This window comes from Streptomyces sp. NPDC051740, assembly GCF_044453165.1.
Lineage (GTDB): Bacteria > Actinomycetota > Actinomycetes > Streptomycetales > Streptomycetaceae > Streptomyces > Streptomyces atrovirens.
This window is the reverse complement of record NZ_JBITCL010000004.1, coordinates 284043-303866: the sequence shown is the minus strand read 5'-3', so window position 1 is coordinate 303866 and position 19824 is coordinate 284043. Positions and strand designations below refer to the sequence as shown.

The 19824-nt window shown below is 73.6% G+C and carries 21 protein-coding genes; 11 read left to right on the top strand and 10 right to left on the bottom strand.

Going from position 1 to position 19824, the window contains the following annotated elements; all coding sequences use genetic code 11:
• Positions 1 to 198: 198 nt before the first annotated feature.
• The 3 genes from ACIA6T_RS09300 to ACIA6T_RS09290 all read left to right on the top strand — a co-directional run bounded on the left by ACIA6T_RS09300 (position 199) and on the right by ACIA6T_RS09290 (position 2055).
• Positions 199 to 1044 carry a polysaccharide deacetylase family protein gene (locus tag ACIA6T_RS09300; RefSeq protein ID WP_399445940.1) on the top strand — a complete coding sequence of 282 codons (846 nt, stop codon included), beginning with the start codon at positions 199 to 201 and terminating at the stop codon, positions 1042 to 1044.
• Positions 1045 to 1119: 75 nt separating this feature from the next.
• Complete coding sequence (locus ACIA6T_RS09295; protein ID WP_399445939.1) at positions 1120 to 1305, top strand: hypothetical protein; 186 nt, start codon at positions 1120 to 1122, stop codon at positions 1303 to 1305.
• 33 nt (positions 1306 to 1338) lie between these two features.
• Positions 1339 to 2055, top strand: coding sequence for a peptidyl-tRNA hydrolase (locus ACIA6T_RS09290; RefSeq protein ID WP_399445938.1), 717 nt, complete (start codon positions 1339 to 1341; stop codon positions 2053 to 2055).
• Between the two features lie 160 nt (positions 2056 to 2215).
• On the opposite strand, the gene ACIA6T_RS09285 is transcribed toward ACIA6T_RS09290, so the two are convergent.
• From ACIA6T_RS09285 to ACIA6T_RS09260, 6 genes are all read right to left on the bottom strand, one after another.
• Complete coding sequence (locus ACIA6T_RS09285; protein ID WP_399445937.1) at positions 2216 to 2803, bottom strand: DUF6461 domain-containing protein; 588 nt, start codon at positions 2801 to 2803, stop codon at positions 2216 to 2218.
• Between the two features lie 254 nt (positions 2804 to 3057).
• On the bottom strand, positions 3058 to 3633 hold the full coding sequence (locus ACIA6T_RS09280) for a hypothetical protein (RefSeq protein ID WP_399445936.1): 576 nt from the start codon (positions 3631 to 3633) through the stop codon (positions 3058 to 3060).
• Positions 3634 to 3638: 5 nt separating this feature from the next.
• Positions 3639 to 4976 (bottom strand): DUF58 domain-containing protein, encoded by a 1338-nt coding sequence (locus ACIA6T_RS09275; protein ID WP_399445935.1) that lies wholly within the window; start codon positions 4974 to 4976, stop codon positions 3639 to 3641.
• Complete coding sequence (locus ACIA6T_RS09270; protein ID WP_399446065.1) at positions 4973 to 5956, bottom strand: AAA family ATPase; 984 nt, start codon at positions 5954 to 5956, stop codon at positions 4973 to 4975. The genes ACIA6T_RS09275 and ACIA6T_RS09270 overlap by 4 nt, the downstream gene beginning before the upstream one ends.
• 27 nt (positions 5957 to 5983) lie before the next feature.
• Complete coding sequence (locus ACIA6T_RS09265; protein WP_399445934.1) at positions 5984 to 6508, bottom strand: hypothetical protein; 525 nt, start codon at positions 6506 to 6508, stop codon at positions 5984 to 5986.
• Between the two features lie 32 nt (positions 6509 to 6540).
• Positions 6541 to 7464 carry a DUF4129 domain-containing protein gene (locus ACIA6T_RS09260; RefSeq protein WP_399445933.1) on the bottom strand — a complete coding sequence of 308 codons (924 nt, stop codon included), beginning with the start codon at positions 7462 to 7464 and terminating at the stop codon, positions 6541 to 6543.
• 201 nt (positions 7465 to 7665) lie between these two features.
• On the opposite strand from ACIA6T_RS09260, the gene ACIA6T_RS09255 reads away from it, so the two are divergent.
• Positions 7666 to 8610 (top strand): C45 family autoproteolytic acyltransferase/hydolase, encoded by a 945-nt coding sequence (locus tag ACIA6T_RS09255; RefSeq protein WP_399445932.1) that lies wholly within the window; start codon positions 7666 to 7668, stop codon positions 8608 to 8610.
• Here ACIA6T_RS09255 and ACIA6T_RS09250 read toward each other — a convergent pair.
• Entirely contained in the window at positions 8523 to 8996 is a 474-nt protein-coding gene (locus tag ACIA6T_RS09250; protein ID WP_399445931.1) for a hypothetical protein, read from the bottom strand. The genes ACIA6T_RS09255 and ACIA6T_RS09250 overlap by 88 nt on opposite strands.
• Before the next feature lie 113 nt (positions 8997 to 9109).
• On the opposite strand from ACIA6T_RS09250, the gene ACIA6T_RS09245 reads away from it, so the two are divergent.
• From ACIA6T_RS09245 to ACIA6T_RS09230, 4 genes are all read left to right on the top strand, one after another.
• Positions 9110 to 9631, top strand: coding sequence for a hypothetical protein (locus ACIA6T_RS09245; RefSeq protein ID WP_399445930.1), 522 nt, complete (start codon positions 9110 to 9112; stop codon positions 9629 to 9631).
• 107 nt (positions 9632 to 9738) lie between these two features.
• Entirely contained in the window at positions 9739 to 11043 is a 1305-nt protein-coding gene (locus ACIA6T_RS09240) for a DUF692 family multinuclear iron-containing protein (RefSeq protein ID WP_399445929.1), read from the top strand.
• A 107-nt stretch (positions 11044 to 11150) separates the two neighbouring features.
• The gene (locus ACIA6T_RS09235; protein ID WP_399445928.1) at positions 11151 to 11921 is read left to right on the top strand and encodes a TIGR04222 domain-containing membrane protein; all 771 of its coding nucleotides are present in this window, start codon (positions 11151 to 11153) and stop codon (positions 11919 to 11921) included.
• 93 nt (positions 11922 to 12014) lie between these two features.
• Entirely contained in the window at positions 12015 to 13622 is a 1608-nt protein-coding gene (locus tag ACIA6T_RS09230; RefSeq protein ID WP_399445927.1) for an alpha/beta hydrolase, read from the top strand.
• On the opposite strand, the gene hemQ is transcribed toward ACIA6T_RS09230, so the two are convergent.
• A complete protein-coding gene (hemQ, locus tag ACIA6T_RS09225; RefSeq protein ID WP_399445926.1) occupies positions 13623 to 14351 on the bottom strand; it encodes a hydrogen peroxide-dependent heme synthase in 729 nt (242 codons plus the stop codon).
• A 5-nt stretch (positions 14352 to 14356) separates the two neighbouring features.
• The gene (hemG, locus tag ACIA6T_RS09220; protein ID WP_399445925.1) at positions 14357 to 15814 is read right to left on the bottom strand and encodes a protoporphyrinogen oxidase; all 1458 of its coding nucleotides are present in this window, start codon (positions 15812 to 15814) and stop codon (positions 14357 to 14359) included.
• A gap of 156 nt (positions 15815 to 15970) precedes the next feature.
• Between hemG and ACIA6T_RS09215 the strand changes: the two genes are divergently transcribed.
• The gene (locus ACIA6T_RS09215; protein ID WP_399445924.1) at positions 15971 to 16984 is read left to right on the top strand and encodes a DUF4349 domain-containing protein; all 1014 of its coding nucleotides are present in this window, start codon (positions 15971 to 15973) and stop codon (positions 16982 to 16984) included.
• Positions 16985 to 17032: 48 nt separating this feature from the next.
• A complete protein-coding gene (locus ACIA6T_RS09210) occupies positions 17033 to 18430 on the top strand; it encodes an FAD-dependent oxidoreductase (RefSeq protein ID WP_399445923.1) in 1398 nt (465 codons plus the stop codon).
• A 112-nt stretch (positions 18431 to 18542) separates the two neighbouring features.
• Here the strand turns inward: ACIA6T_RS09210 and ACIA6T_RS09205 are convergent, their stop codons facing one another.
• Complete coding sequence (locus ACIA6T_RS09205; protein ID WP_399445922.1) at positions 18543 to 18866, bottom strand: hypothetical protein; 324 nt, start codon at positions 18864 to 18866, stop codon at positions 18543 to 18545.
• Between the two features lie 133 nt (positions 18867 to 18999).
• On the opposite strand from ACIA6T_RS09205, the gene ACIA6T_RS09200 reads away from it, so the two are divergent.
• Complete coding sequence (locus tag ACIA6T_RS09200) at positions 19000 to 19821, top strand: rhomboid family intramembrane serine protease (protein WP_399445921.1); 822 nt, start codon at positions 19000 to 19002, stop codon at positions 19819 to 19821.
• The last annotated feature ends 3 nt before the right edge of the window (positions 19822 to 19824 follow it).

Here is a 19824-nt window from a genome sequence, read left to right as displayed (position 1 = left end):
GCTCAAGCGGGAGGTACCCCCACCGCCCACCCGTGCCGCCCTGGGAGCACCTCCCAGGCCCTTGAGGCACAGGGGGAGGCACGACTGCCCGCGGAGGGCGGGGAGCGGGGAGCGCGTACCGCGCCCACCCGGGTGACAGCGGGCGGACTTTCCGGCATGACAAAAGAAATGCCATAAAACCGCTCATATTGTCATACGGTGATCACTCTCGTACGTCGAGCAGCCGCCGTATGCGTCCTGGCCAGCGCGCTCGCCGCCTGCGCCACCACCCGCCCCGCCCAGCAGCAGGCACCCCGGCCCGCGCCCTCCGCACCCTCGTCCCCCTCGGCCCCTCCCACGCTCGCCCCGGGCCCGTCCGGCCTGACCCCGGTCTTCCGCAACGGCCCGCGCACCGGCGACCGGACGCTCGCCCTCACCTTCGACGCCGACATGACCGCCGACCAGGGCCCGAGGGCGGCGGCGGGCGAGCACTTCGACCACCCGCGGCTCATCGCCACCCTGCGCGCGCTGAAGGTGCCGGCCACGGTGTTCATGACGGGCCGCTGGGCCGAGGAGTACCCGGACCAGGCCCGCTCCATCGGCCGGGACCCGCTCTTCGAGATCGCCAACCACTCCTACAGCCACTACGCGTTCACCGGTGACTGCTACGGCCTGCCGACCGTCTCCGCCGACCGGATGCGGACGGACGTGGAACGGGCGTACGCGGTGTTCCGGAAGGTGGGCGTGCCCGACCCGAAGCCGTACTTCCGCTTCCCCGGCGGCTGCTACGACCGTACGGCGCTCAAGGCGCTCACCCCGGCCGGGGTGACGGCCGTGCAGTGGGACGTGGTCGGTGGCGACGCGTTCGCCACGGACGCGGAGGCGGTGGCCCGGCAGGTCCTGGAGGGAGTACGCCCCGGCTCGGTGGTCGTCCTGCACTGCACCCGCAGCGCGGCCCCGACGACGGAACGGGCGGTACGGAGAATCGTCCCGGAGCTGCGCCGCCAGGGCTACCGCTTCGTGAAGGTCTCCGAACTGATCGCGGCGGCGAACGGCCGGGGCTGAGCCGCCCTGCGCCGGAGCCCCTGTGCCGGAGTCCCTGTGCCGGAGTCCCTACGCCGGAGTCCCTACGCTGGAGTCATGAGCGACACCGACAACGACTACTGCCTGATCGACGTCACCCGGCCGCCCAGGGCCGACGGCCCGCCGTACGCGGCGTGCGTGCTGTGCCAGGAGCCGACGGAGTACCCGGAGTCGTACAAGGGCGTCACCCTGTGCCCGGTCTGCGAATGGCGCGAGGCGGAACGCACGTCCTGCTCGGGCTGACGGCACTCCCGCGCGGGTTGGCACACTGGCCCCGTGAGCGATAACCAGACCCCTGCCGCCGACAGCCCCTTCCGCCCCGACCCCGGCGCCCGCGACGAGGCACCCCAGTTCGTCCTGCCCCTGGTGGTCCGCATCGAGCGGGCGGCGCCCCCGGCCCGTACGGACGCCCTGGAGACGGCGGCCCGCGCGGTGCTGGTGATGCTGACCGACGAGCGCTCGGTCGGCGAGGGCGAGTGGGCGCGGGCGATGCGCGACTGGCAGGACGCCCGCATCCGCAAGGTGGTGCGCCGGGCACGCGGCGCGGAGTGGCGCCGCGCGGAGGCCCTCCCGGGAATCACGGTCACCGGCAAGTCGGCGGAGGTCCGCGTCTTCCCGCCCGTCCCCCTGGACGGCTGGCCCAAGGACCTGGCCCGCCTCCAGGTCTCCGGCACCGACCTCGACGACCCCGACCCCGTACCCCCGGCGGACCCGGCGACCCCCGTCCTCCGGCTGAACCCCACCCTCGGCATGTCGGCCGGCAAGGCCATGGCCCAGGCGGGCCACGCCGCCCAACTGGCCTGGTGGGAACTCCCGGACGAGGCCCGCGCCGCCTGGCAGGCCGCCGGCTTCCCCCTCGCCGTCCGCACCGCCGACCCCGCCCACTGGCCCGCCCTGACGGCCGGCGGCCTCCCCACGGTCCGCGACGCGGGCTTCACGGAGATCGCCCCGGGCTCCTGCACGGTGGTGGCGGACCATCCGGCGCTGCGGTGAGGCGTCTCCACCGGACTCGGAGCACTGCGCTCGATTCCGTGAGAGGACCGAGTCATGGCACGTCCGTCCAGGTGTCCCGTTGAGCTCCGCCGTCGCGCGGAGCCCACGGTCGCCGGGCCGGGGCCGGAGCACCCGGCCGAGGGGGCCGCGAGGAAGGCGGTCAGCCTCGCAGGTACAGAAGGCTGACCGTCGGCAGGGGGCTCCTGGCCACCTCGGGTGACAGTGCCAAGCCGAACTCACGCTCCAGCATCAGCAACGCAGCAGTGGTCGACTCCCAGTCGTCGGACTCCCAGTTCTCCTCCAGAAAGAAACCCGCGTCAGTGAGAGCACGGTTGAGGAACGAGGGGTCGGCGCCCTCCGGCGGCTCGAAATGCCAAGCGTCGTAGTAGGCCAGGAATTCTCCGGATCTCGCATGTGCGATCCGGGTCGTCCCATCGAGAAGTTTCCAGATCGAGACAGCCTCGGTGTCCCTGGACAGATCAGTGAGCACCGAGGACCGCAGCAGCCGGCCGTGTGCGTCGACGTCCAGGAGGAAGGTCCACTCCCCACTGCGGCACACCCGTGCCGCGGGCGTCTCATGGCCGTTCCACCCGAACCGCCGCAACGCCTCGTCGGGTGTGCACAGCGGGTACGGCGCCTGATCGGTGACATCCGGGCGGGACAGCACCTCGTCGGGCGAGAGCCCTCTCACGCCCGTGATGCCGAAGTGGTCCCAAGGCACACAACCGGCCAGTACAGATGTCGTCATTACCCCGCGTCCTCCGGCTCGACACATGCTGGGGCGCGCTCGTGCCGCGCCCCAGGCGTCAGTAGAACGCAGAACCGACGCGCCCGTTCGCGAGGTCACACACACTGCCGCGTGCGTTCTTTTCCCGGAAACCCTCGGGCAACCCTCGGTCTCCGTCACCGGGAAGCCCTGTTGTCTTCGCCGGCCTCTGACCGCCGCCTTGTCCGACCGAAGCGGGCAACGGACGAGCCAGGCTCGTCGCCGGTGTCTCCTGCCTACCTCCTCCCGCCCCACCACCGGGCACCCATCACCCCACCACCGACCACCAGCATCCCCACCACCACACCGGCCGCGATCACCCGTCCCACCCCGGACGCAGGCCCGGACACCGGAACCACCGCGGCAGCCACCACGACCCCGGCCCCCGCACACGCCGCGGCGGCTTCTCCCCACACCCGCGCGACCCCGCGCCCCCACCTCCACGGCCAGGTCTCACTCGTCACCAGGTACGCGACCGACAGCACCACCACACCGGCCGCCTCCCACCACGCCGGGTCCCCGGACGCCGCGATCACCACGACACCGCTCGCCAGCACGGTCGTCCGGTGCCGCAGCAGAACGTGGGTCCAGCGCACCGACTCCAGCGACGGCCGCCGGTCCACCGCCGGTGCCGCCCACGCCGCGAAGGCGACCGCGCATCCGAACAGCACCGCCCCGCGCGCCCCGCCCACCGTCACCCACGGCCGCCACGCCATCACGACGGCCGCCACCCCGAGCACCCGCACCGGCACGGTCCCGGCCCAGTACCGCGCGTACTCCCGGAAGGCCACCCGCGCGTCGAGCGCCGTCATCGCGCTCACCCCCGTCCCCCGATCCGCCCCGACAGCAACGGCGCCAACGCCAGGTCCAACGACTCGCCCACGACGTGCCGCAGCACCGGCACCCCGCTGTCCCGCAGGGCGAACCGCATCGCGTCCCGGTCCGCGTGCCACAACCGCAGCCCCAACTCGCCCGCCATGTCACCGGGTTCGACGTGCGGGTCCCCGCTCGGGATCTCCACGACGACCGGCCGGCGCCCCCGCCCCTGGAGGTCCCGCAGCACCTTCAGCACCCGTGCGTCGCTCAGTGGAGTGAACACGTACACCAGAGCCCCCTGCGGCAGCGCGGGCGGCGGCACCCGTTCGAGCCCGGGTCCGTCGAACCGCCGGTCCTTGCGGACGTCGAGGACGCTCTCGACGATGCGGTAGAACGTCGCGTCCCCGGTCCCCGGTGCCAGCCACCGCGTGGTGCCCCCGGTCGAGACGACCCCCACCCGGTCGTGGGTGCGCAGATAGGCGCGGGTGAGCCCGGTGGCGGCCCGCACCGTCTCGTCCAGGGACGACACCCCGGTCACCGGGTCGACGACGTCCCCGAACGCGTCGAGCAGCATCACCGTGTCGGCGGCCCGCTCGGCCGCGAACCGGTGCAGTTGCACGGCCCCGCGCCGGGTCGTCGACGGCCAGTGGATGCGCCGCTGCCGTTCCCCGGGCACCCACGGTCCCACCCCGACGACCTCGACGCCCTCTCCGGCCTGCGGGGAGGCATGCTCGCCGAGTCGCTGCGGCAGCCGTACGGGGATCGGGGTGAACCGGGCCTGCGCGGCGTGCGGGAAGACGGACACCTCGGCCGCCTCGACCCGCGCGGTGCGGCGCACGGTGCCCCCGGCGTCGTACACGTCGAGGTCCACCGGGCCGAGCGACCAGCGTCCCCAGCGCAGCGCGGTGTGGCGCAGCGTCACCGTGGACGGGCCGACGACGACCTCGTCGAGCCGCAGGCCCGGGCCGAGCGTGACGCCGGGGTCGAGGCGGACGGCACCGCCGTCGTGAGCCACCGCGATGCGGAGGGTGACGGTGTCGCCCTCGAAGCAGCGTTTCGGTTCGACGGTGGCCGACGTCTCGATGCGACGGGCGTACGCACGCGGCAGCGCGAGCGCGAGCAGCACCAGCGGCACCGCCGCGAGCGCGAGCAGCCACGCCCGGCCGGTGAGCAGGGCGGCGGACAGCGCGACGACGGCGACGGTCAGCAGGCGCAGGGTCCGCTCGCCGGGACGCGGTCCGCCGGGTGGCGGGGGCGGTGGCTGCGCCGGACCGCTGCGCCCCTCCAGGGCGCGGACCACCGCGGCGCTCGGCCGCGGCGCGGGCGGGGGCGGGGTCACGACGACACTGCGGCCGTACGCCGCGTGGACGGCGTGCCGACGCTGTCGACGATCTCCCGCAGCACGTCGTCCGTGGACATCTCGCGCACCCACAACTCCGGCCGCAGCGACACCCGGTGGGCCAGCGCGGGCACCGCGAGGTCCTTGACGTCCTCCGGGACGACGTAGTCCCGGCCGTCCAGCACGGCGCGGGCGCGGGCGAGTTGCACCAGGGCGAGACCGCCGCGCGGCGAGGCGCCGATGCTGATCTGGGGGTGGTCGCGGGTCGCGCCGACGAGTGCGACGGCGTACTCCAGCAGGTCGTCGTCGATCTCCACGCGCTCCACGACGGCCCGCCACGCCACGACGTCGTCCGGTCCCGCGAGCCTTTCGAGTACGGCCTCGGGTGCGGCCCGGTCGATCCGGGCCCGCAGCATTGCCAGCTCCTCCGAGGCTGCCAGGTACCCCATCCGCACACGCAGCTGGAACCGGTCGAGCTGGGCCTCGGGCAGGGAGTAAGTGCCTTCGTACTCCACCGGGTTGGCGGTCGCGATCACCAGGAACGGATCGGCGAGCGGCCGGGTCTCGCCGTCCACGGTCACCTGCGACTCGGCCATCGCCTCCAGCAGCGCGGCCTGTGTCTTGGGCGGCGTCCGGTTGATCTCGTCGGCGAGCAGGAGGTGCGTGAAGACCGGGCCGGGGTGGAACACCATCTCGCCGGTGCGCCGGTCGTACAGCGGCGTTCCGGTGACGTCCGACGGCAGCAGGTCGGGCGTGAACTGGATCCGGCGGAAGTCCAGGCCGAGCGTGGTGGCGAAGGACCGCGCGAGGAGCGTCTTGCCGAGCCCCGGCAGGTCCTCGACGAGGACGTGCCCGCCGGCCAGCACGGCCAGCATCACCAGTTCGAGGGCGTCCGACTTTCCGACGACGGCACGGCCGATCTCGCGCAGTACGGCACCGGCCTGCTCGCCGACCTCCCCGGCGGTACGGGGCCGAGGCATGGAGGAACTCGTCACGTGGTTTCTTCCTTACGAGTACGGGGGGTTTCGTGTGCGGGGTGTGCCGAGTGCCTCGAGCCGGTCGACGAGACGGCGCAGCACGTCCAGGGGAACGTCGCCGTCGGGCCCGGTCCGGGGCGGCTCGTGCCCCAGCCACGGCCACAGCTCGGGTCCGATCAGCTCGGCGGCACGCCGGGGCTGGTGGTCGAGCGAGACATGGTGGTGCTCGGCGAGTACGGCGGTGTACAGGCGGCGCAGTTCGGGCCGGAGCACCGCGCGGTAGTAGAGGGCGCCGTCGGGTCCCGTGGCGGTCCCCACGTTCCGTCGCCACTCCCCCATGCCCGGCGCCCGTGTCCGCAACAGCCTTACCTCGTCCCGCCGTCCGGAGTCGAAGGCACCCGCCCCGGCGACGTACCGGGCGACCAGCAGCGCGGTGACGACGAGCACGGTCACGACGGCGCCGGCCGCCTTGAGTCCGTCGAGGAGCAGGACGAGCAGGACACCGGAGCCGGCGACCGCGCCCCCGAGCAGCCCGAGCCGGCGCAGGGTGAGCATGTCCCGTCCCGAAGTCCTTTCCACGGCCCGGCTCACCGTCCGGCCTCCCGGCCCTGGAGCAGTGAGGCGATCTCCTCCAGCGCGTCGGCCGCGGCCTCACGGTGCGAGCCGTCCATCGGATGCGAGGAGTAACGGGCCTCGTGGAACAGCGCGGTGAGAAGCGGTGCGGCCGGAGTCGGGGCGAGGCCGGCGCCGACGGCGCGGGTGAGCAGGTCGGAGGGGCTGTCGGAGGCGCGCCGCTGCACGCCGGACGCGACGAGGGCGTCCTCCATCGCGGCGTAACAGGCGATGACGGCCGCCCGGGCGTCACCGGTGTCGGCCAGAGCGCGGCGGCCCGAGTGCACGGCGGACAGGAGCAGACGCGCGTCGTCGTCCTCCGCCGGGGTGCCCGCGAGACCGGGGGGCTGCGGCACCGTCAGCCCGTGCCGTCGCAGTCGCCGTACGACGGCCACCGTGACGACCACGACGACGACCGCGGCCAGCAGGCCGAGCAGGAGGTACAACGGAAGGGACAGGCTGCCCCCCGAACTCCCCTCTAATAAGGGCCTGTTGAGGCCCGGTGGCGGGGAGGGCGGCGGGAGGTTCCCCGGTGGGGTGGTGGTGCCGGGCGGTGTGCTGTCGTGGTCGAACCGGTGCAGGACCAGGGCCAGGACGCCGATGACGCCCGCCCCGGTGAACAGCAGCGGCACGGCGGCCTCCCGCAGCCGCTCCTCGCCCGGTGTCAGCACGGCACGGCCGGCGCCGATCCGGTGGCGAAGGCGATCGACGGCCAGCATGGCTCCGGCCGTCCAGGCGACGGACGCCCCGATCGCGACGACGCCCCAGTGGCCGAGCGGCCCCTTGCCGGAGTGCAGCAGCCCTTCGGCGGGCCGCAGCACGAGGGCGGCGACGGCCAGCGCTCCGACGACCCCGGCGGCGACCACCGGTCCGGGCACCGCCCGCTCCCCTTGGTTCATGCCGTCCCCCCGCTGGACGCGTCCACCGAACGCCAGTTCACCGCATCTTGGCACATGCCGAACCACCCGGCGGGTTCGGTCGAGGGACAGGGTCGAAGAGGCGGACGAGGTGTTGGCGTCGGCGATACGGATCAGGGAATTGCCCGTGAAATCAAGTAGGTTGCCCCTACTTCACCCGAGGCACGTAAGGGAGCGACCGGAATGAGCCCGCTGCGGAAGACCTTCCGTGCCGTCGACATCGGCGACGGCGGCGACGGCCGCTGGGCCGGCCACGTACAGGCCATGTGGCCGCGTGCGGAGGGGTGGATGACCGAGGAGAGCCGGACGGCGGAGGGCGCGGAACGTGCCCGGAAGCTGTTCGAGACGCACATGCCGGAACTGGTCCCGGTCCTGGAGCGGCTCGCCCGCCGGCTCGACCGGCCGGGCGGGGAAACCTTCCTCACCCTCGCGACCCTGCGGCCGTTCTTCTCGGGCTGCACCCAGATCGGCGCGAGCGGCACCCTCCTGCGCAACTACGACTTCGCCCCCGACGAGTGCGAAGGCACCATCGTCTCCTCGCACTTCCTCCGCCCGGTCATCGGAATGCAGGACGGGGCCTGGGGCCTGCTGGACGGCATGAACGACGCCGGGCTTGCGGTCTCGCTCACCTTCGGCGGCCGGTTCGTCCACGGCCCCGGCTTCGCCGTCCTCATCGTGCTGCGCTACCTCCTGGAGACGTGCGACACCGTCGACGAGGCGGTCGGCAGACTGCGGTCCATACCGATCGCCGTCCCGCAGAACGTCACCCTCGTCGACTCCGAGAAGTCGGTGACGGTGTTCGTGGGACCGGACATCCCGCTGACCGAGGCCCCGGACGCCTGCGCCGCCAACCACCAGCACCTGCCGGTTCCGGAGGACCAGGAGCGGTTCTCCCGGACCCAGGAGCGGCTGAGCACCGTCCGGGCGACGGGAACGGACGTGGCGGCGACGCTGAAGCCGCCGCTGTACCAGTACGCGTACGACGAGGGGCTGGGGACGGTCTACACCGCCCACTACCGGCCCACCGAGGGCCGCGTGACCTACCACTGGCCCGACGAGACCTGGGAACAGTCCTTCGCCGACTTCACTCCCGGCTCCCGCGTCATCGCGCTCGGTCGAGCCGGCTGAGAACCGGGCCTCGCCCGTACGACCCACATGTATCCGGCCAGACCGAGTGCCCCACGGACCATGGCGTCGGCCCACACGGGCACGACGTCCTGCCCGGCGTTCCATCCCACCGCCCGGAGGAGGAGCAGGCTCAGCACACCGGCCACGGCGACCGCGCTCCCGTACCGGGCCGGTGTCGTACGTCGTCCGCCCAGCCAGGCACCCAGGAGCCCGGCCGGTATCTGCACCGCCACGTGGAAAACCGCACAGGTCAACAGGACGGTGACGAGGAGGAGGAAGGGGGCGTCCGCGCCGGGATCGCCGGGCGGAGTGGCGTAGGCGGCGGCCGACATCCAGTACGGCGGGACCAGGAACGTGAGCAGGAGTACGGCTCCGCTCAGATGCATGGCCCCGAGGTGCCGGAGCACGGAACGCGAAACCCCGGGGCTTCGTTCTCTCCCGTCCATGTTTCCCCTCCCCCAGTCGTAGGTGATCATAAGCGGATGATCAGGGAGGCACCGTGAACCGACCGCTGCTCTTTCTCGACGTGGACGGACCTCTCAATCCCTACGCGGCCCAACCGGAGAGACGCCCCGCCGGATACATCACGCTCAGGGTGCCGGTGGAGCGAGGACCGTTGTCGTCCCGACGGCGGCCGTTGCGCGTGTGGCTCGACCCGGGGCACGGGCCGGCTCTCCTGCGGCTCGGGTACGAGCTGTGCTGGGCCACGACCTGGATGGGGGACGCCAACCGGTGGATAGGTCCCCGGCTCGGGCTGCCCGAGCTTCCCTTCGTCGACTTCGGTGACGCCCTGTTCCGGGAGCGGCCCGACGGGGTGCACTGGAAGACCGGCCCGCTGGTGGAGCACGCCGGCGGACGGCCCTTCGCCTGGGTGGACGACGAGCAGAGCGAACTCGACCAGGCGTATGTGGCCGCCCACCACCCCGGAGCCTGGCTGCTGCACCACGTCGATCCGCGGATCGGGCTCCGGGAGGACGACTTCCGTACGCTCGCCGGCTTCGCCCGGCCGGCGCGCCCCTGACCTCAAATGTTCCTCTGAAGGTGGACCGGGCACGGTTCGGAGGTGTGCCGGGAGGCCATATCCCTCTCACCTACGGGGGGCCGGACATGCCGGTGGAGGAGGGGACGATGGTGCGACTGGGGACGGGGATCGGGTGGCGGCCGGAGATCGCGGAGGCCGTCGAGCGCATGCCGGGGATCGACTGGGTCGAGGTCGTGGCCGAGAACGTGTGTCCCGGGCACCTGCCCGAGTCGCTGACGCGGTTGCGTGAGCGGGGGGTGACCGTCGTACCGCACGGGGTCTCGCTGGGTCTTGGCGGGGCCGAGCGGCCCGACGAGGGACGGCTGGCCGACCTCGCCGAGCGGGCCGGGGCGCTCGGGTCGCCGCTCGTCACCGAGCACATCGCGTTCGTCCGGGCGGGCGGGACGCTGACCGCCTCGTCGCCGATCGAGGCCGGGCACCTGCTGCCCGTACCGCGCACCCGTGACGCCCTCGACGTGCTGTGCGAGAACGTCCGTATCGCGCAGGACGCGCTGCCCGTGCCGCTCGCCGTGGAGAACATCGCCGCGCTGATCTCCTGGCCCGGCGAGGAGATGACCGAGGGGCAGTTCCTGTACGAGCTGGCCGACCGGACCGGCGTACGGCTCCTCATCGACGTCGCCAACCTGCACACCAACCACGTCAACCGGGGCGAGGACCCGGCCGAGGCGCTCGCCGGACTGCCCCTGGAGGCCATCGCGTACGTCCATGTCGCGGGCGGGTTCGAGCGGGACGGCGTGTGGCACGACAGCCACGCCCACCCCGTCCCGCGGCCCGTGCTGGACGTGCTCACCGACCTCGCCTCCCGGGTCTCCCCTCCCGGCGTACTGCTGGAGCGGGACGAGAACTTCCCGGAAGCGGAGGAGATGGAGCGGGAGTTGGACGCGATCCGGCGGGCGGTCGAGGAGGGGGAGGAGCGCCGGGACGCGAAACCGGCGGCGGTCGTGGGGGTCCGGCCCGAGCCGCGGCGGGGCTCCCTCGGGGCCGCCCGGGAGCGGCTCGCGCTCGCGCAGACCGCGGTGCTGTCCGCGCTGGTCGCCCAGGCGCCCGTACCGGAGGGGTTCGACCGGGTGCGGATGGGGGTGCAGGCGCGGGCGCTCGCCGCCAAGCGGGCCGATGTCGTCGCCAAGGTCGCACCCGAACTGCCGGTGATCCTCGGGGACGGATACCGAGGCGCCTTCCTCGCGTACGCGCAGACGCGGCCGATGACCGGCGGCTACCGGCGGGACGCGCTGGACTTCGCCGAACACGTGCTGGCCGGACGGCCCGAGGACACGTCGGCGCGGCGCGCGTTGCGGGAGTGGTGGCTGGAGCGGTCGGGGGCGAAGCCGCGTTCGCGCAGGCCGGCGGTGCGGCTGGCGCGGGCCACCCGGCGGGTGTTGCTGCGGCGCTGACCGCCGGCGCCCGACAATCCAAGCGGAACGTCACATACCGACAACGCTCCGTCCCGGATCGTGAACAAGGCATGGTGTTGTCGCGACCGCGCGCTTACAAACAACTCATGTTCTGGGTCCCTCTTCTGCTCCTGGCCTGGGCCGTCGCCGGTGTGACGTGCCTGCGGCTGTGCCTGGCCGCCGTGCGCGGTGCCGCCGTGGCCGGCTCCGACGCGGGGGCGGGACGCGATCTGACGTTGTACGAGGCCGCGTTCCTGTCCGGTGGCCCCGGGCGGGTCGCCGACGTCACGCTCGTCGCGATGGCCCGTCAGCGGCGGCTGCTGCTCGCGCACACCGGCTGGGCGACGGTGGTCGATCCGCGTGGGCGGGACGAGATGGAACGGTCGGTGATAGGGGCGATAGGGCCTCAGGGGCAGTCGCCGCTCGCGCCGGTGCGGGCCGCCGCGGCGACCGCGGACGCCGTGCGCGGGATCGCCGAACGGCTGGTCGGCGCCGGGCTGGCGGTGCCCGACGGTGCCGGTACGACCGTCGCGGACGCGGTGCGGCAGGTGCGGCTCGCCGTGCCGGTCGTGGCGGGGCTGGGGGTGGCCGCCCTGCTCATGCCCGTGCCGTCGGACATGCCGCGCCACCTGGTGGCGCTGTGGTTCGCGCTGCCGCTGGTCTTCGCGCTGGGCTGTCTGGCCGTCGCGCGGTTCGAGGTCCACCCGTGCTCGCCCTGGGCCTCCCCGGCCGGTCAGCGTCTGCTGGGCGCGCTGCCCCGCGGCGCCGGTGACGACCGTACGTGTCTCACGTCCGTCGCGGTGCACGGCATCCGCGCGGTGGACGAGCCGGAACTGCGCGCGGCCTTCGCGCACCGGGGGCCCCGCGAAGGGCGTTGACGCCGACACCCCGGCGGGCGGTGCTTGCCTCACGCCAACTCCAAGCGAAACATCCCTTTTGTCGCCGTTGTGCACCGAAGGGATCGTTCGTCGATGAGAACCGCCGCCGCCGTCCATGTGGTCGCCGGGTCCTTGCTGCTCACCACCCTGGCCGCCGCCCCGGCCGGCGCGGGACCCGCCGACGCCGAGCCGCGCGGCACCGCGACGGCCGTCGCGCGGGCCGTGGCCGAGGGCATCGACTTCGGCGCGTGCCCCGCCGAGCAGGGGCTGCCCGGCACCGTCCGGTGCGGCACGGTCCGCGTCCCGCTCGACTACGCCCGCCCGAACGGGAGGCAGATCGAGCTGACCGTCAGCCGCGCCCCGGCCACCGGGAAGGACCCCGGCAACAGCAAGCGCAAGGTGCGCAGGCAGGGCTCCCTGGTCCACAACCCGGGCGGGCCGGGCGCCACCGGCATGTACTTCCCGATGATGGGCGCGCTGCCCGAGTGGAAGCGCCTCGCGGCGGCGTACGACCTCGTCGGCTACGCCCCGCGCGGGGTGGGCCGTTCGGCCCCGCTGTCCTGCACGGACCCGGGGACGTTCTTCAAGGGCCCCTCGAAGGCGCCCGTCCACCCCACGGCGGCGCACAAGCGGGAGCGCGTCGCGCGGGCCAAGGCGTACGCGCGGGGGTGCGCCGAGCGGAACGGCGACTCCCTGCGGTACTACAACTCGCTCAACAACGCCCGTGACCTGGACGTCCTGCGCGCCGCGCTCGGCGAGAACCGGCTGACGTTCCTGGGATCGTCGTACGGCACGTACCTCGGGGCGCTGTACGCCACGCTGTTCCCCTCGCACGTACGGCGGATGGTGTTCGACTCGGCGGTGAACCCGGACCCGGAGCAGATCTGGTACCGCAACAACCTCGACCAGTCGGCGGCGTTCGAGGACCGCTGGGCGGACTTCCGGGCATGGGCCGCCCGGCACGACGACGTGTACGGGCTGGGGGACACGGCGCGCGAGGTGCAGGACGGCTACGACGAGGTTCGTGCGCGGCTGGCGAAGGAGCCGGCGGGCGGGAAGGTCGGGCCCGAGCAGTTGCAGGCGGCGTTCCTGAAGGCCGGCTACTACGACGACCACTGGCCGCACCGCGCGCAGGCGCTGTCGGCGTATCTGAAGGGCGATCCCGCGCCGCTGGTCGAGCAGGCCCAGGAGTATCCGGAGGCGGCGGCGGAGGCGGAGAACGCGCGGGCGGTGTATCTCGCCGTGGAGTGCAACGACGCGCCCTGGCCCACGGACTGGGCGGTGTGGGACCGGGACAACACCCGGCTCGCGCGCCGGGCGCCCTTCGAGACCTGGGGCAATGTGTGGACCAACCTGCCGTGCGCCTACTGGCGGGCGCCCCGGCAGCGGCCGCTGGACGTGCGCGCGGGCGGCGGTGAGCTGCCGCCGACGCTGATCCTGGCGGCGGAGCGGGACGCGGCCACCCCGTACGACGGGGCCCTGGAGCTGCACCGGCGGCTGGCGGGGTCGGCGCTGGTGACCGAGCGGGACGCCGGCAGCCACGGCCTCGTGGGCGGGGCCAACACCTGCGTGCACGGCCACCTGGAGGCGTATCTGCTGGACGGCCGGGTCCCGGGGCGGCGCGCCTCCTGCGCGCCGCACCCGGAACCCGGGCCGAGGCCGGCGAGCGACCGGGCCGGGAAGGACCGGCCCGCCGTCTGATCAGGCCAGGCCCGCGACCAGTTCCGCGACGTCCTTGCGGCGGCCCGTGAAGAACGGGACCTCCTCGCGGACGTGCATCCGGGCCTCCGAGCCGCGCAGGTGGCGCATGAGGTCGACGATCCGGTCCAGTTCGTCGGCCTCGAAGGCGAGGATCCACTCGTAGTCGCCCAGGGAGAACGAGGCGACCGTGTTGGCGCGCACGTCGGGGTAGCCGCGGGCCATCTTGCCGTGGTCGGCGAGCATGCGCCGGCGGTCCTCGTCGGGCAGCAGGTACCAGTCGTAGGAGCGCACGAAGGGGTAGACGCTCACGTAGTCGCGGGGCGTCTCGTCGGCGAGGAACGCCGGGATGTGCGACCGGTTGAACTCGGCGGGCCGGTGCAGCGCCATGTTCGACCAGACCGGCTCGAGGGCGCGGCCCAGCCTGGTGCGGCGGAACAGGTTGTACGCCTCCTGGAGCTGGTCGGCGGTCTCGGCGTGCCACCAGATCATGAGGTCGGCGTCCGCGCGCAGGCCCGACAGGTCGTAGGTGCCGCGGATCGTGACGTCCTTGGCGGCGAGCTGGTCGAACAGCTCCTGGACCTCGTCGGCGTACCCGGCGCGGTCCTCCGGCAGGACGTCCTTCAGCTTGAAGACGGACCAGAGGGTGTAGCGGATGACCTCGTTGAGGTCCTTGGCCAGCTTGCCCTTGTTCGGGATCCGGTCGGGGGCGGGGGTGGTGTCGTCGCTCATGTCCCTTATTCTCCTGCTCCTCCGTGGAGGCTCTGCACCGGGTTGGCGGTGAGTTCCTGCACAGCGTGCGGGTCACCGTGGATCCGGTCGGCGGCGGCGTACGCGCTCGCGATGCACGCGGGGACGCCGACGCCGTCGTAGGCCGCGCCGCACACGGCGAGACCGGCGAGCCCGGCGAGGTGCTCGCGGACGCGGGCCACGCGCGCGTGGTGGCCGACGGGGTACTGGGGCAGGCCGTCCTGCCAGCGGGTGACGCGGGTGGCGACCGGGGCGGCGTCCAGGCCGACGGCGGCCTTCAGGTCGTGCCGGGAGACCTCCACCAGGTCGGCGTCGTCGCGGCGCAGGATCTCCGTCTCGCCTTGGCGGCCCACGGAGGTGCGCAGGACGACCAGGTCCGGGTTCTCCTCGGCGATCCAGCCCCATTTGGCGGAGGCGAAGGTGGACGCCTTGATGGTGTGTCCGTCGACCGGCGGCACCAGGAATCCGCTGCCCTCGGGCAGACGGGTCTCCGCGCGGCGGTAGGCGAGGGTGATCAGCGCCATGGAGGCGTACTCGACGCCGGCGAGTTCGGCGGCGGCGCCGGGCGCCTCGGCGCGCAGCAGGCCGGCGGCGGCCGGGGCGGGGACGGCGACGACGACCCCGTCGGCGCGCAGGGTCCGGTCCCCGGCGACGACCCGCCAGCCGTCCTCCGGCTCACGGCGCAGCTCCGTGACCGGCGTGCCGGTGAGGATCCCGACGCCGTCCGCCCGCAGCGCGTCGGCGACCGCGAGCGGGAGGGTGCCCACTCCGCCCGCGATGCCCATGAAGACGGGGCCGGTCTGCGCCGAGGCGGCGGACTTCGCCTGGATCCCGCGGACCGCCTCGGTGAGGGAGGTGTGGGTCCGGGCCGCCTCGAAGAGCTGCGGGACCGCCGAGCGCATCGAGATGCGGTACGCGTCACCCGCGTACACCCCACCGAGCAGGGGCTCCACCAGGCGGTCGACGACCTCGCGGCCGACGCGCGCCGCCACGTACTCACCGACGGCCACGTCGTCGCCGACCTCGGTGCGGGGCAGGTCGGCGTCGCGCCCGATCCGGGCCAGTCCCTCGTCGGACAGGACGCCGGCGAGGGCTTCGGCGGTACCGGGCACGCCCATGACGTGGCCCTTGGGCATGGGGCGCAGGGCGCCCCGGGTCCACAGCGAGGCGGTGGCGGTGGCCGGCGGCCGGAGCCGGTCGGCGAGGCCCACCGCGCGGGCGAGCCCCACCGCCTCGGGGCGGCGGGCCAGCAGCGACTCGGCGCCGAGGTCGACGCGCGCGCCCGCGATCTCCCCCGGCAGCAGTTTGCCGCCGACCCGGTCCGAGGCCTCCAGCACGGTGACCCGCGCCCCGCGCTCCCGCAGCCGGTGGGCGGCGGCCAGCCCGGCGATTCCGGCTCCGACGACGACGATGTGCCGCCCGGAGCCCGCATGTGATCCGCTCATGGCTCCACCCTCTCAAACGCCACCGGCACTCCCGCCAGGGCCATGTGGCCCTGTCGAGTCCCTACCGTGACCGCATCGGGACCGTCCGGCGCCAACGTTCCGCACCCCTCCGGCGTCGAAGGAGCGTCAGTCATCACGACACCGGGGGAGCCCCAGATGCGCACACGACGATCCCTACGACCCGCCCACGCCCTGGCCGGGGTCCTGCTGGCGGCGGCCCTCGCCGTCGGCGGGTGCGGCGGCGCGGGCGACGACTCCGCCGGGTCCGGGGCCGCCGACAAGGCCGCCGCCGCGCCGGCGGAGGGGCAGGCCGCGCAGGAGGACGCGAAGCAGGGCGCCGCCGGCGGCTCGGCGGACGGCGCGAAGGCGACCGCGCCGCCGGAGGCCGCCGCGAACCACATCATCCGCACCGCTTCCCTGACCGTGCGGGTCGAGGACGTCCCGAAGGCGCTGGACGAGGCCCGGACGACGACCGGGACCGCGGGCGGCTACGTCGGCGACGAGACCACCGACCGGGACGAGGAGGGCCACGAGCACACGCGCGTGGTGCTGCGCGTGCCCGTCGGGAGGTACGACGAGGTCCTCGCCGATCTGGAGGGCACGGGCAAGCTCCTCGAACGCGGCGCGAAGGCGCGGGACGTCACCGACCAGGTCGTCGACGTGGAGAGCCGCATCACGACCCAGCGGGCCAGCGTGGCCCGTATCCGCGAACTGATGGACCGGGCCGACAAGCTCAGCGACGTGGTCACCCTGGAGGGCGAGCTGAGCAGCCGCCAGGCCGACCTGGAGGCCCTGCTCGCCCAGCAGGCGTCCCTGAAGGACCGTACGAGCCTGGCCACCATCACCCTGTCCCTGTCCGAGACGCCGGTGGACGAGGCGGCGAAGGACGACGATCCGGGGTTCGTGGACGCCCTCGCGGGCGGCTGGGACGCGTTCGTGACGATGCTGCGCTGGCTGGCGGTGGCGGTCGGCGCGGTGCTGCCGTTCGCGGCGGTGGCGGTGCCGCTGGTCCTGCTGTGGCGGAAGGCCGTACGCCCCCGGCTGCCGCGGCGGCCGGAGCCGGCGCCCGTGCCGGGCCCCCTCGGCCCGCTGCCGGCGGCCCGGCCGGTGCCGTCCCCGGCGCCCTCCCCGGCGCCCCGGCAGGCACCGGAGGGGAACGGGAAGGACTGAGACCCCCTCGGACGGGCCTGAAATCCCCTGCCCCCGTAGCGTGTTCACATGAACATGAGCGATGCGCGCGGTGCGAGGGAACGCCTGGTGGTGATCGGCGGTGACGCCGCGGGGATGTCCGCGGCGTCACAGGCCCGCCGGCTGAGGGGCCCGGACGAGCTGGAGATCGTGGCGTTCGAACGCGGCCACTTCACCTCCTTCTCGGCGTGCGGCATCCCCTACTGGGTGAGCGGCGACGTCCCCGACCGGGACCGGCTGATCGCGCGCACCGCCGAGGAGCACCGCGCGCGGGACATCGATCTGCGGCTGCGCACCGAGGTCACGGAACTCGACCTCGACCGGGGGCGGGTACGCGCGCGGGACGTCGATTCCGGCGCCGAGTCCTGGACGTCGTACGACAAACTGGTGATCGCGACCGGTGCGCGGCCGATCCGTCCGGAGCTGCCCGGCATGGACGCCCCCGGGGTGCACGGCGTGCAGACCCTCGACGACGGACAGGCCCTCCTCGACACGCTGTCCCGCACACGCGGGCGCCGCGCGGTGGTCGTCGGGGCGGGTTACATCGGCGTGGAGATGGCCGAGGCGATGATCAAACGCGGCTACGAGGTGACGGTCGTCAACCGCGGCGAGGAGCCCATGGCGACCCTCGACCCCGACATGGGGCGCCTGGTGCACCGGGCCATGGAGGGCCTGGGCATCACCATGGTGAACGGCGCCGAGGTCACCAAGCTGCTCACCGGGGACGACGGCAGGGTACGGGCGGTCGCCACCGAGGACGCCGAGTACCCGGCGGACGTCGTCGTGCTCGGCATCGGGGTGCGCCCGGAAACCGCCCTGGCACGGGCCGCCGGGCTTCCCCTGGGGGAACACGGCGGGCTGCTCACCGACCGGTCGATGCGGGTGCGCGGGCACGAGAACGTCTGGGCCGGCGGTGACTGCGTGGAGGTCCTCGACCTGGTCTCCGGGCAGCAGCGGCACGTCCCCCTGGGCACGCACGCCAACAAGCACGGCCAGATCATCGGCGCGGGCGTCGGCGGCGGCTACGCCACCTTCCCCGGCGTGGTCGGTACGGCGGTCAGCAAGGTGTGCGACCTGGAGATCGCGCGCACCGGACTGCGGGAGAAGGACGCCCACCGCGTGGGCCTGCGCTTCGAGGCGGTCACCATCGAGTCGACCAGCCGTGCGGGCTACTACCCGAACGCCTCCCCCATGACGGTGAAGATGCTCGCCGAACTGCGCACGGGCCGCCTCCTGGGCGTCCAGATCGTCGGCCACGAGGGCGCGGGCAAACGCGTGGACATCGCGGCGGTGGCCCTGACGGCCGGCATGACGGTCGACCAGATGACAGCCTTGGACCTGGGCTACGCCCCGCCGTTCTCCCCGGTCTGGGACCCGATCCTGGTGGCGGCCCGCAAGGCGGCGGCGAAAATCCGGGCGAACACATAAGAAAGGGGCATGATGCAGCGCCCCTTTCAGGGGCGCGGGGAACTGCGCGATCAACCACAACGAACCGGCACTCCGCAACGCGACCACACCCCTACGGCGCCCCCGAAAACCCTCACACGGTCCCGTTGATCCTCTCGATCGCCTGCCGCGCCTGCTCCGCCGGCGGGCGGGACGGCAACGACGCCACCGACGCACCGGCATCCTGCGTGGACACCGGCGCCTGCGCCGCAGGCCTCGCATGCGCGGCGGCCTTCGCGGAACGCAACCGGTGGCTCACCGCCTCGTCCAGCGTGACCGGCCGCCGCGTCTGCGAGGCGAGCCGCCCCGCCTCCTGGCCCAGCCGGGCGACGTCCTCCCACGGAAGGCGCACCACGAGCGTGAGCTCGGCCTCGCCGTCGGGCAGCGCGTGCATCGCGGGAGTCACTCGGTCGTTCATCGCCAGTTTCCTCACGTCGGCCCCGCGGCCCCTTCCCCGGGCCGCAGACGGTCGACGAGTCATACGCACGACCGGACGGCGGCGTTCAGCGGCGCCGCGGATTCACCGACCGCCACCCGGGCACAAGGGGGATGTGGTCATCCCCGTCCATGACGTGAACCCCGCGCGGCGCACCCCCTGGGTGACGTACGCGCTGCTCGCCGCCAACTTCGTCGTCTTCGTCGTCCTCACGCCCGGTGTCGCCGGCTCTCCGGCCGGCGGGAGCGGCCTGGCCGACCTGTGCCACCTCCAGGCGTTCCTGGACCGGTACGCGGTGGTGCCGCAGGAGCTGATCCACCACCGGATGCCGAACCTGGTGCCCACGGGCGACACCGGGGTGGGCCCGCAGGGTCCGGGATGCGTGATCGGCCCGCCGGGTTACGGCAAGTCACCGGAGCTGAGCGTCCTGACGGCGATGTTCCTGCACGGCGGCTGGCTGCACCTGCTGGGCAACATGCTGTTCCTGTGGATCTTCGGCAACAACGTCGAGGACCGCATGGGCCACGTCCGCTTCCTGCTCTTCTACGCCGTCTGCGGTTACGCGGCCTCGTACGGTTTCGCCCTGCTGAACGCCGACTCGGGCGAGCCCCTGATCGGCGCCTCCGGGGCCATCGCCGGGGTACTGGGCGCCTACCTGGTGCTGTATCCGAAGGCGCGCGTGTGGGTGCTCGTACCGTTCCTGATCTTCCTGCCGCTGCGGCTGCCCGCCTGGATCGTGCTGGGCATGTGGTTCGTGCTCCAGGCGGTGTACTCGTCCGGCCAGGGCGTCACCGACGCCGGGACGGTGGCGTACGTGGCGCACGTCGTCGGCTTCGTGGCCGGCATGCTGCTCGCCTGGCCGCTCAAGCCCGGCACTCCCCCGCCGCCGGAGCCGCGCGGCATCCTCTTCGGCCGGCGGGCGCGGCCGGGCTGGTAGCGC

Bases quoted from the DNA above. Each gene is read 5' to 3' on its own strand.
- ACIA6T_RS09295 (WP_399445939.1), top strand. From the start codon at position 1,120: ATGAGCGACACCGACAACGACTACTGCCTGATCGACGTCACCCGGCCG.
- ACIA6T_RS09285 (WP_399445937.1), bottom strand. From the start codon at position 2,803: ATGACGACATCTGTACTGGCCGGTTGTGTGCCTTGGGACCACTTCGGC.
- ACIA6T_RS09280 (WP_399445936.1), bottom strand. From the start codon at position 3,633: ATGACGGCGCTCGACGCGCGGGTGGCCTTCCGGGAGTACGCGCGGTAC.
- ACIA6T_RS09270 (WP_399446065.1), bottom strand. From the start codon at position 5,956: ATGCCTCGGCCCCGTACCGCCGGGGAGGTCGGCGAGCAGGCCGGTGCC.
- ACIA6T_RS09265 (WP_399445934.1), bottom strand. From the start codon at position 6,508: ATGCTCACCCTGCGCCGGCTCGGGCTGCTCGGGGGCGCGGTCGCCGGC.
- ACIA6T_RS09260 (WP_399445933.1), bottom strand. From the start codon at position 7,464: ATGAACCAAGGGGAGCGGGCGGTGCCCGGACCGGTGGTCGCCGCCGGG.
- ACIA6T_RS09255 (WP_399445932.1), top strand. From the start codon at position 7,666: ATGAGCCCGCTGCGGAAGACCTTCCGTGCCGTCGACATCGGCGACGGC.
- ACIA6T_RS09250 (WP_399445931.1), bottom strand. From the start codon at position 8,996: ATGCATCTGAGCGGAGCCGTACTCCTGCTCACGTTCCTGGTCCCGCCG.
- ACIA6T_RS09240 (WP_399445929.1), top strand. From the start codon at position 9,739: ATGGTGCGACTGGGGACGGGGATCGGGTGGCGGCCGGAGATCGCGGAG.
- ACIA6T_RS09235 (WP_399445928.1), top strand. From the start codon at position 11,151: ATGTTCTGGGTCCCTCTTCTGCTCCTGGCCTGGGCCGTCGCCGGTGTG.
- ACIA6T_RS09230 (WP_399445927.1), top strand. From the start codon at position 12,015: ATGAGAACCGCCGCCGCCGTCCATGTGGTCGCCGGGTCCTTGCTGCTC.
- hemQ (WP_399445926.1), bottom strand. From the start codon at position 14,351: ATGAGCGACGACACCACCCCCGCCCCCGACCGGATCCCGAACAAGGGC.
- hemG (WP_399445925.1), bottom strand. From the start codon at position 15,814: ATGAGCGGATCACATGCGGGCTCCGGGCGGCACATCGTCGTCGTCGGA.
- ACIA6T_RS09215 (WP_399445924.1), top strand. From the start codon at position 15,971: ATGCGCACACGACGATCCCTACGACCCGCCCACGCCCTGGCCGGGGTC.
- ACIA6T_RS09210 (WP_399445923.1), top strand. From the start codon at position 17,033: ATGAACATGAGCGATGCGCGCGGTGCGAGGGAACGCCTGGTGGTGATC.
- ACIA6T_RS09205 (WP_399445922.1), bottom strand. From the start codon at position 18,866: ATGAACGACCGAGTGACTCCCGCGATGCACGCGCTGCCCGACGGCGAG.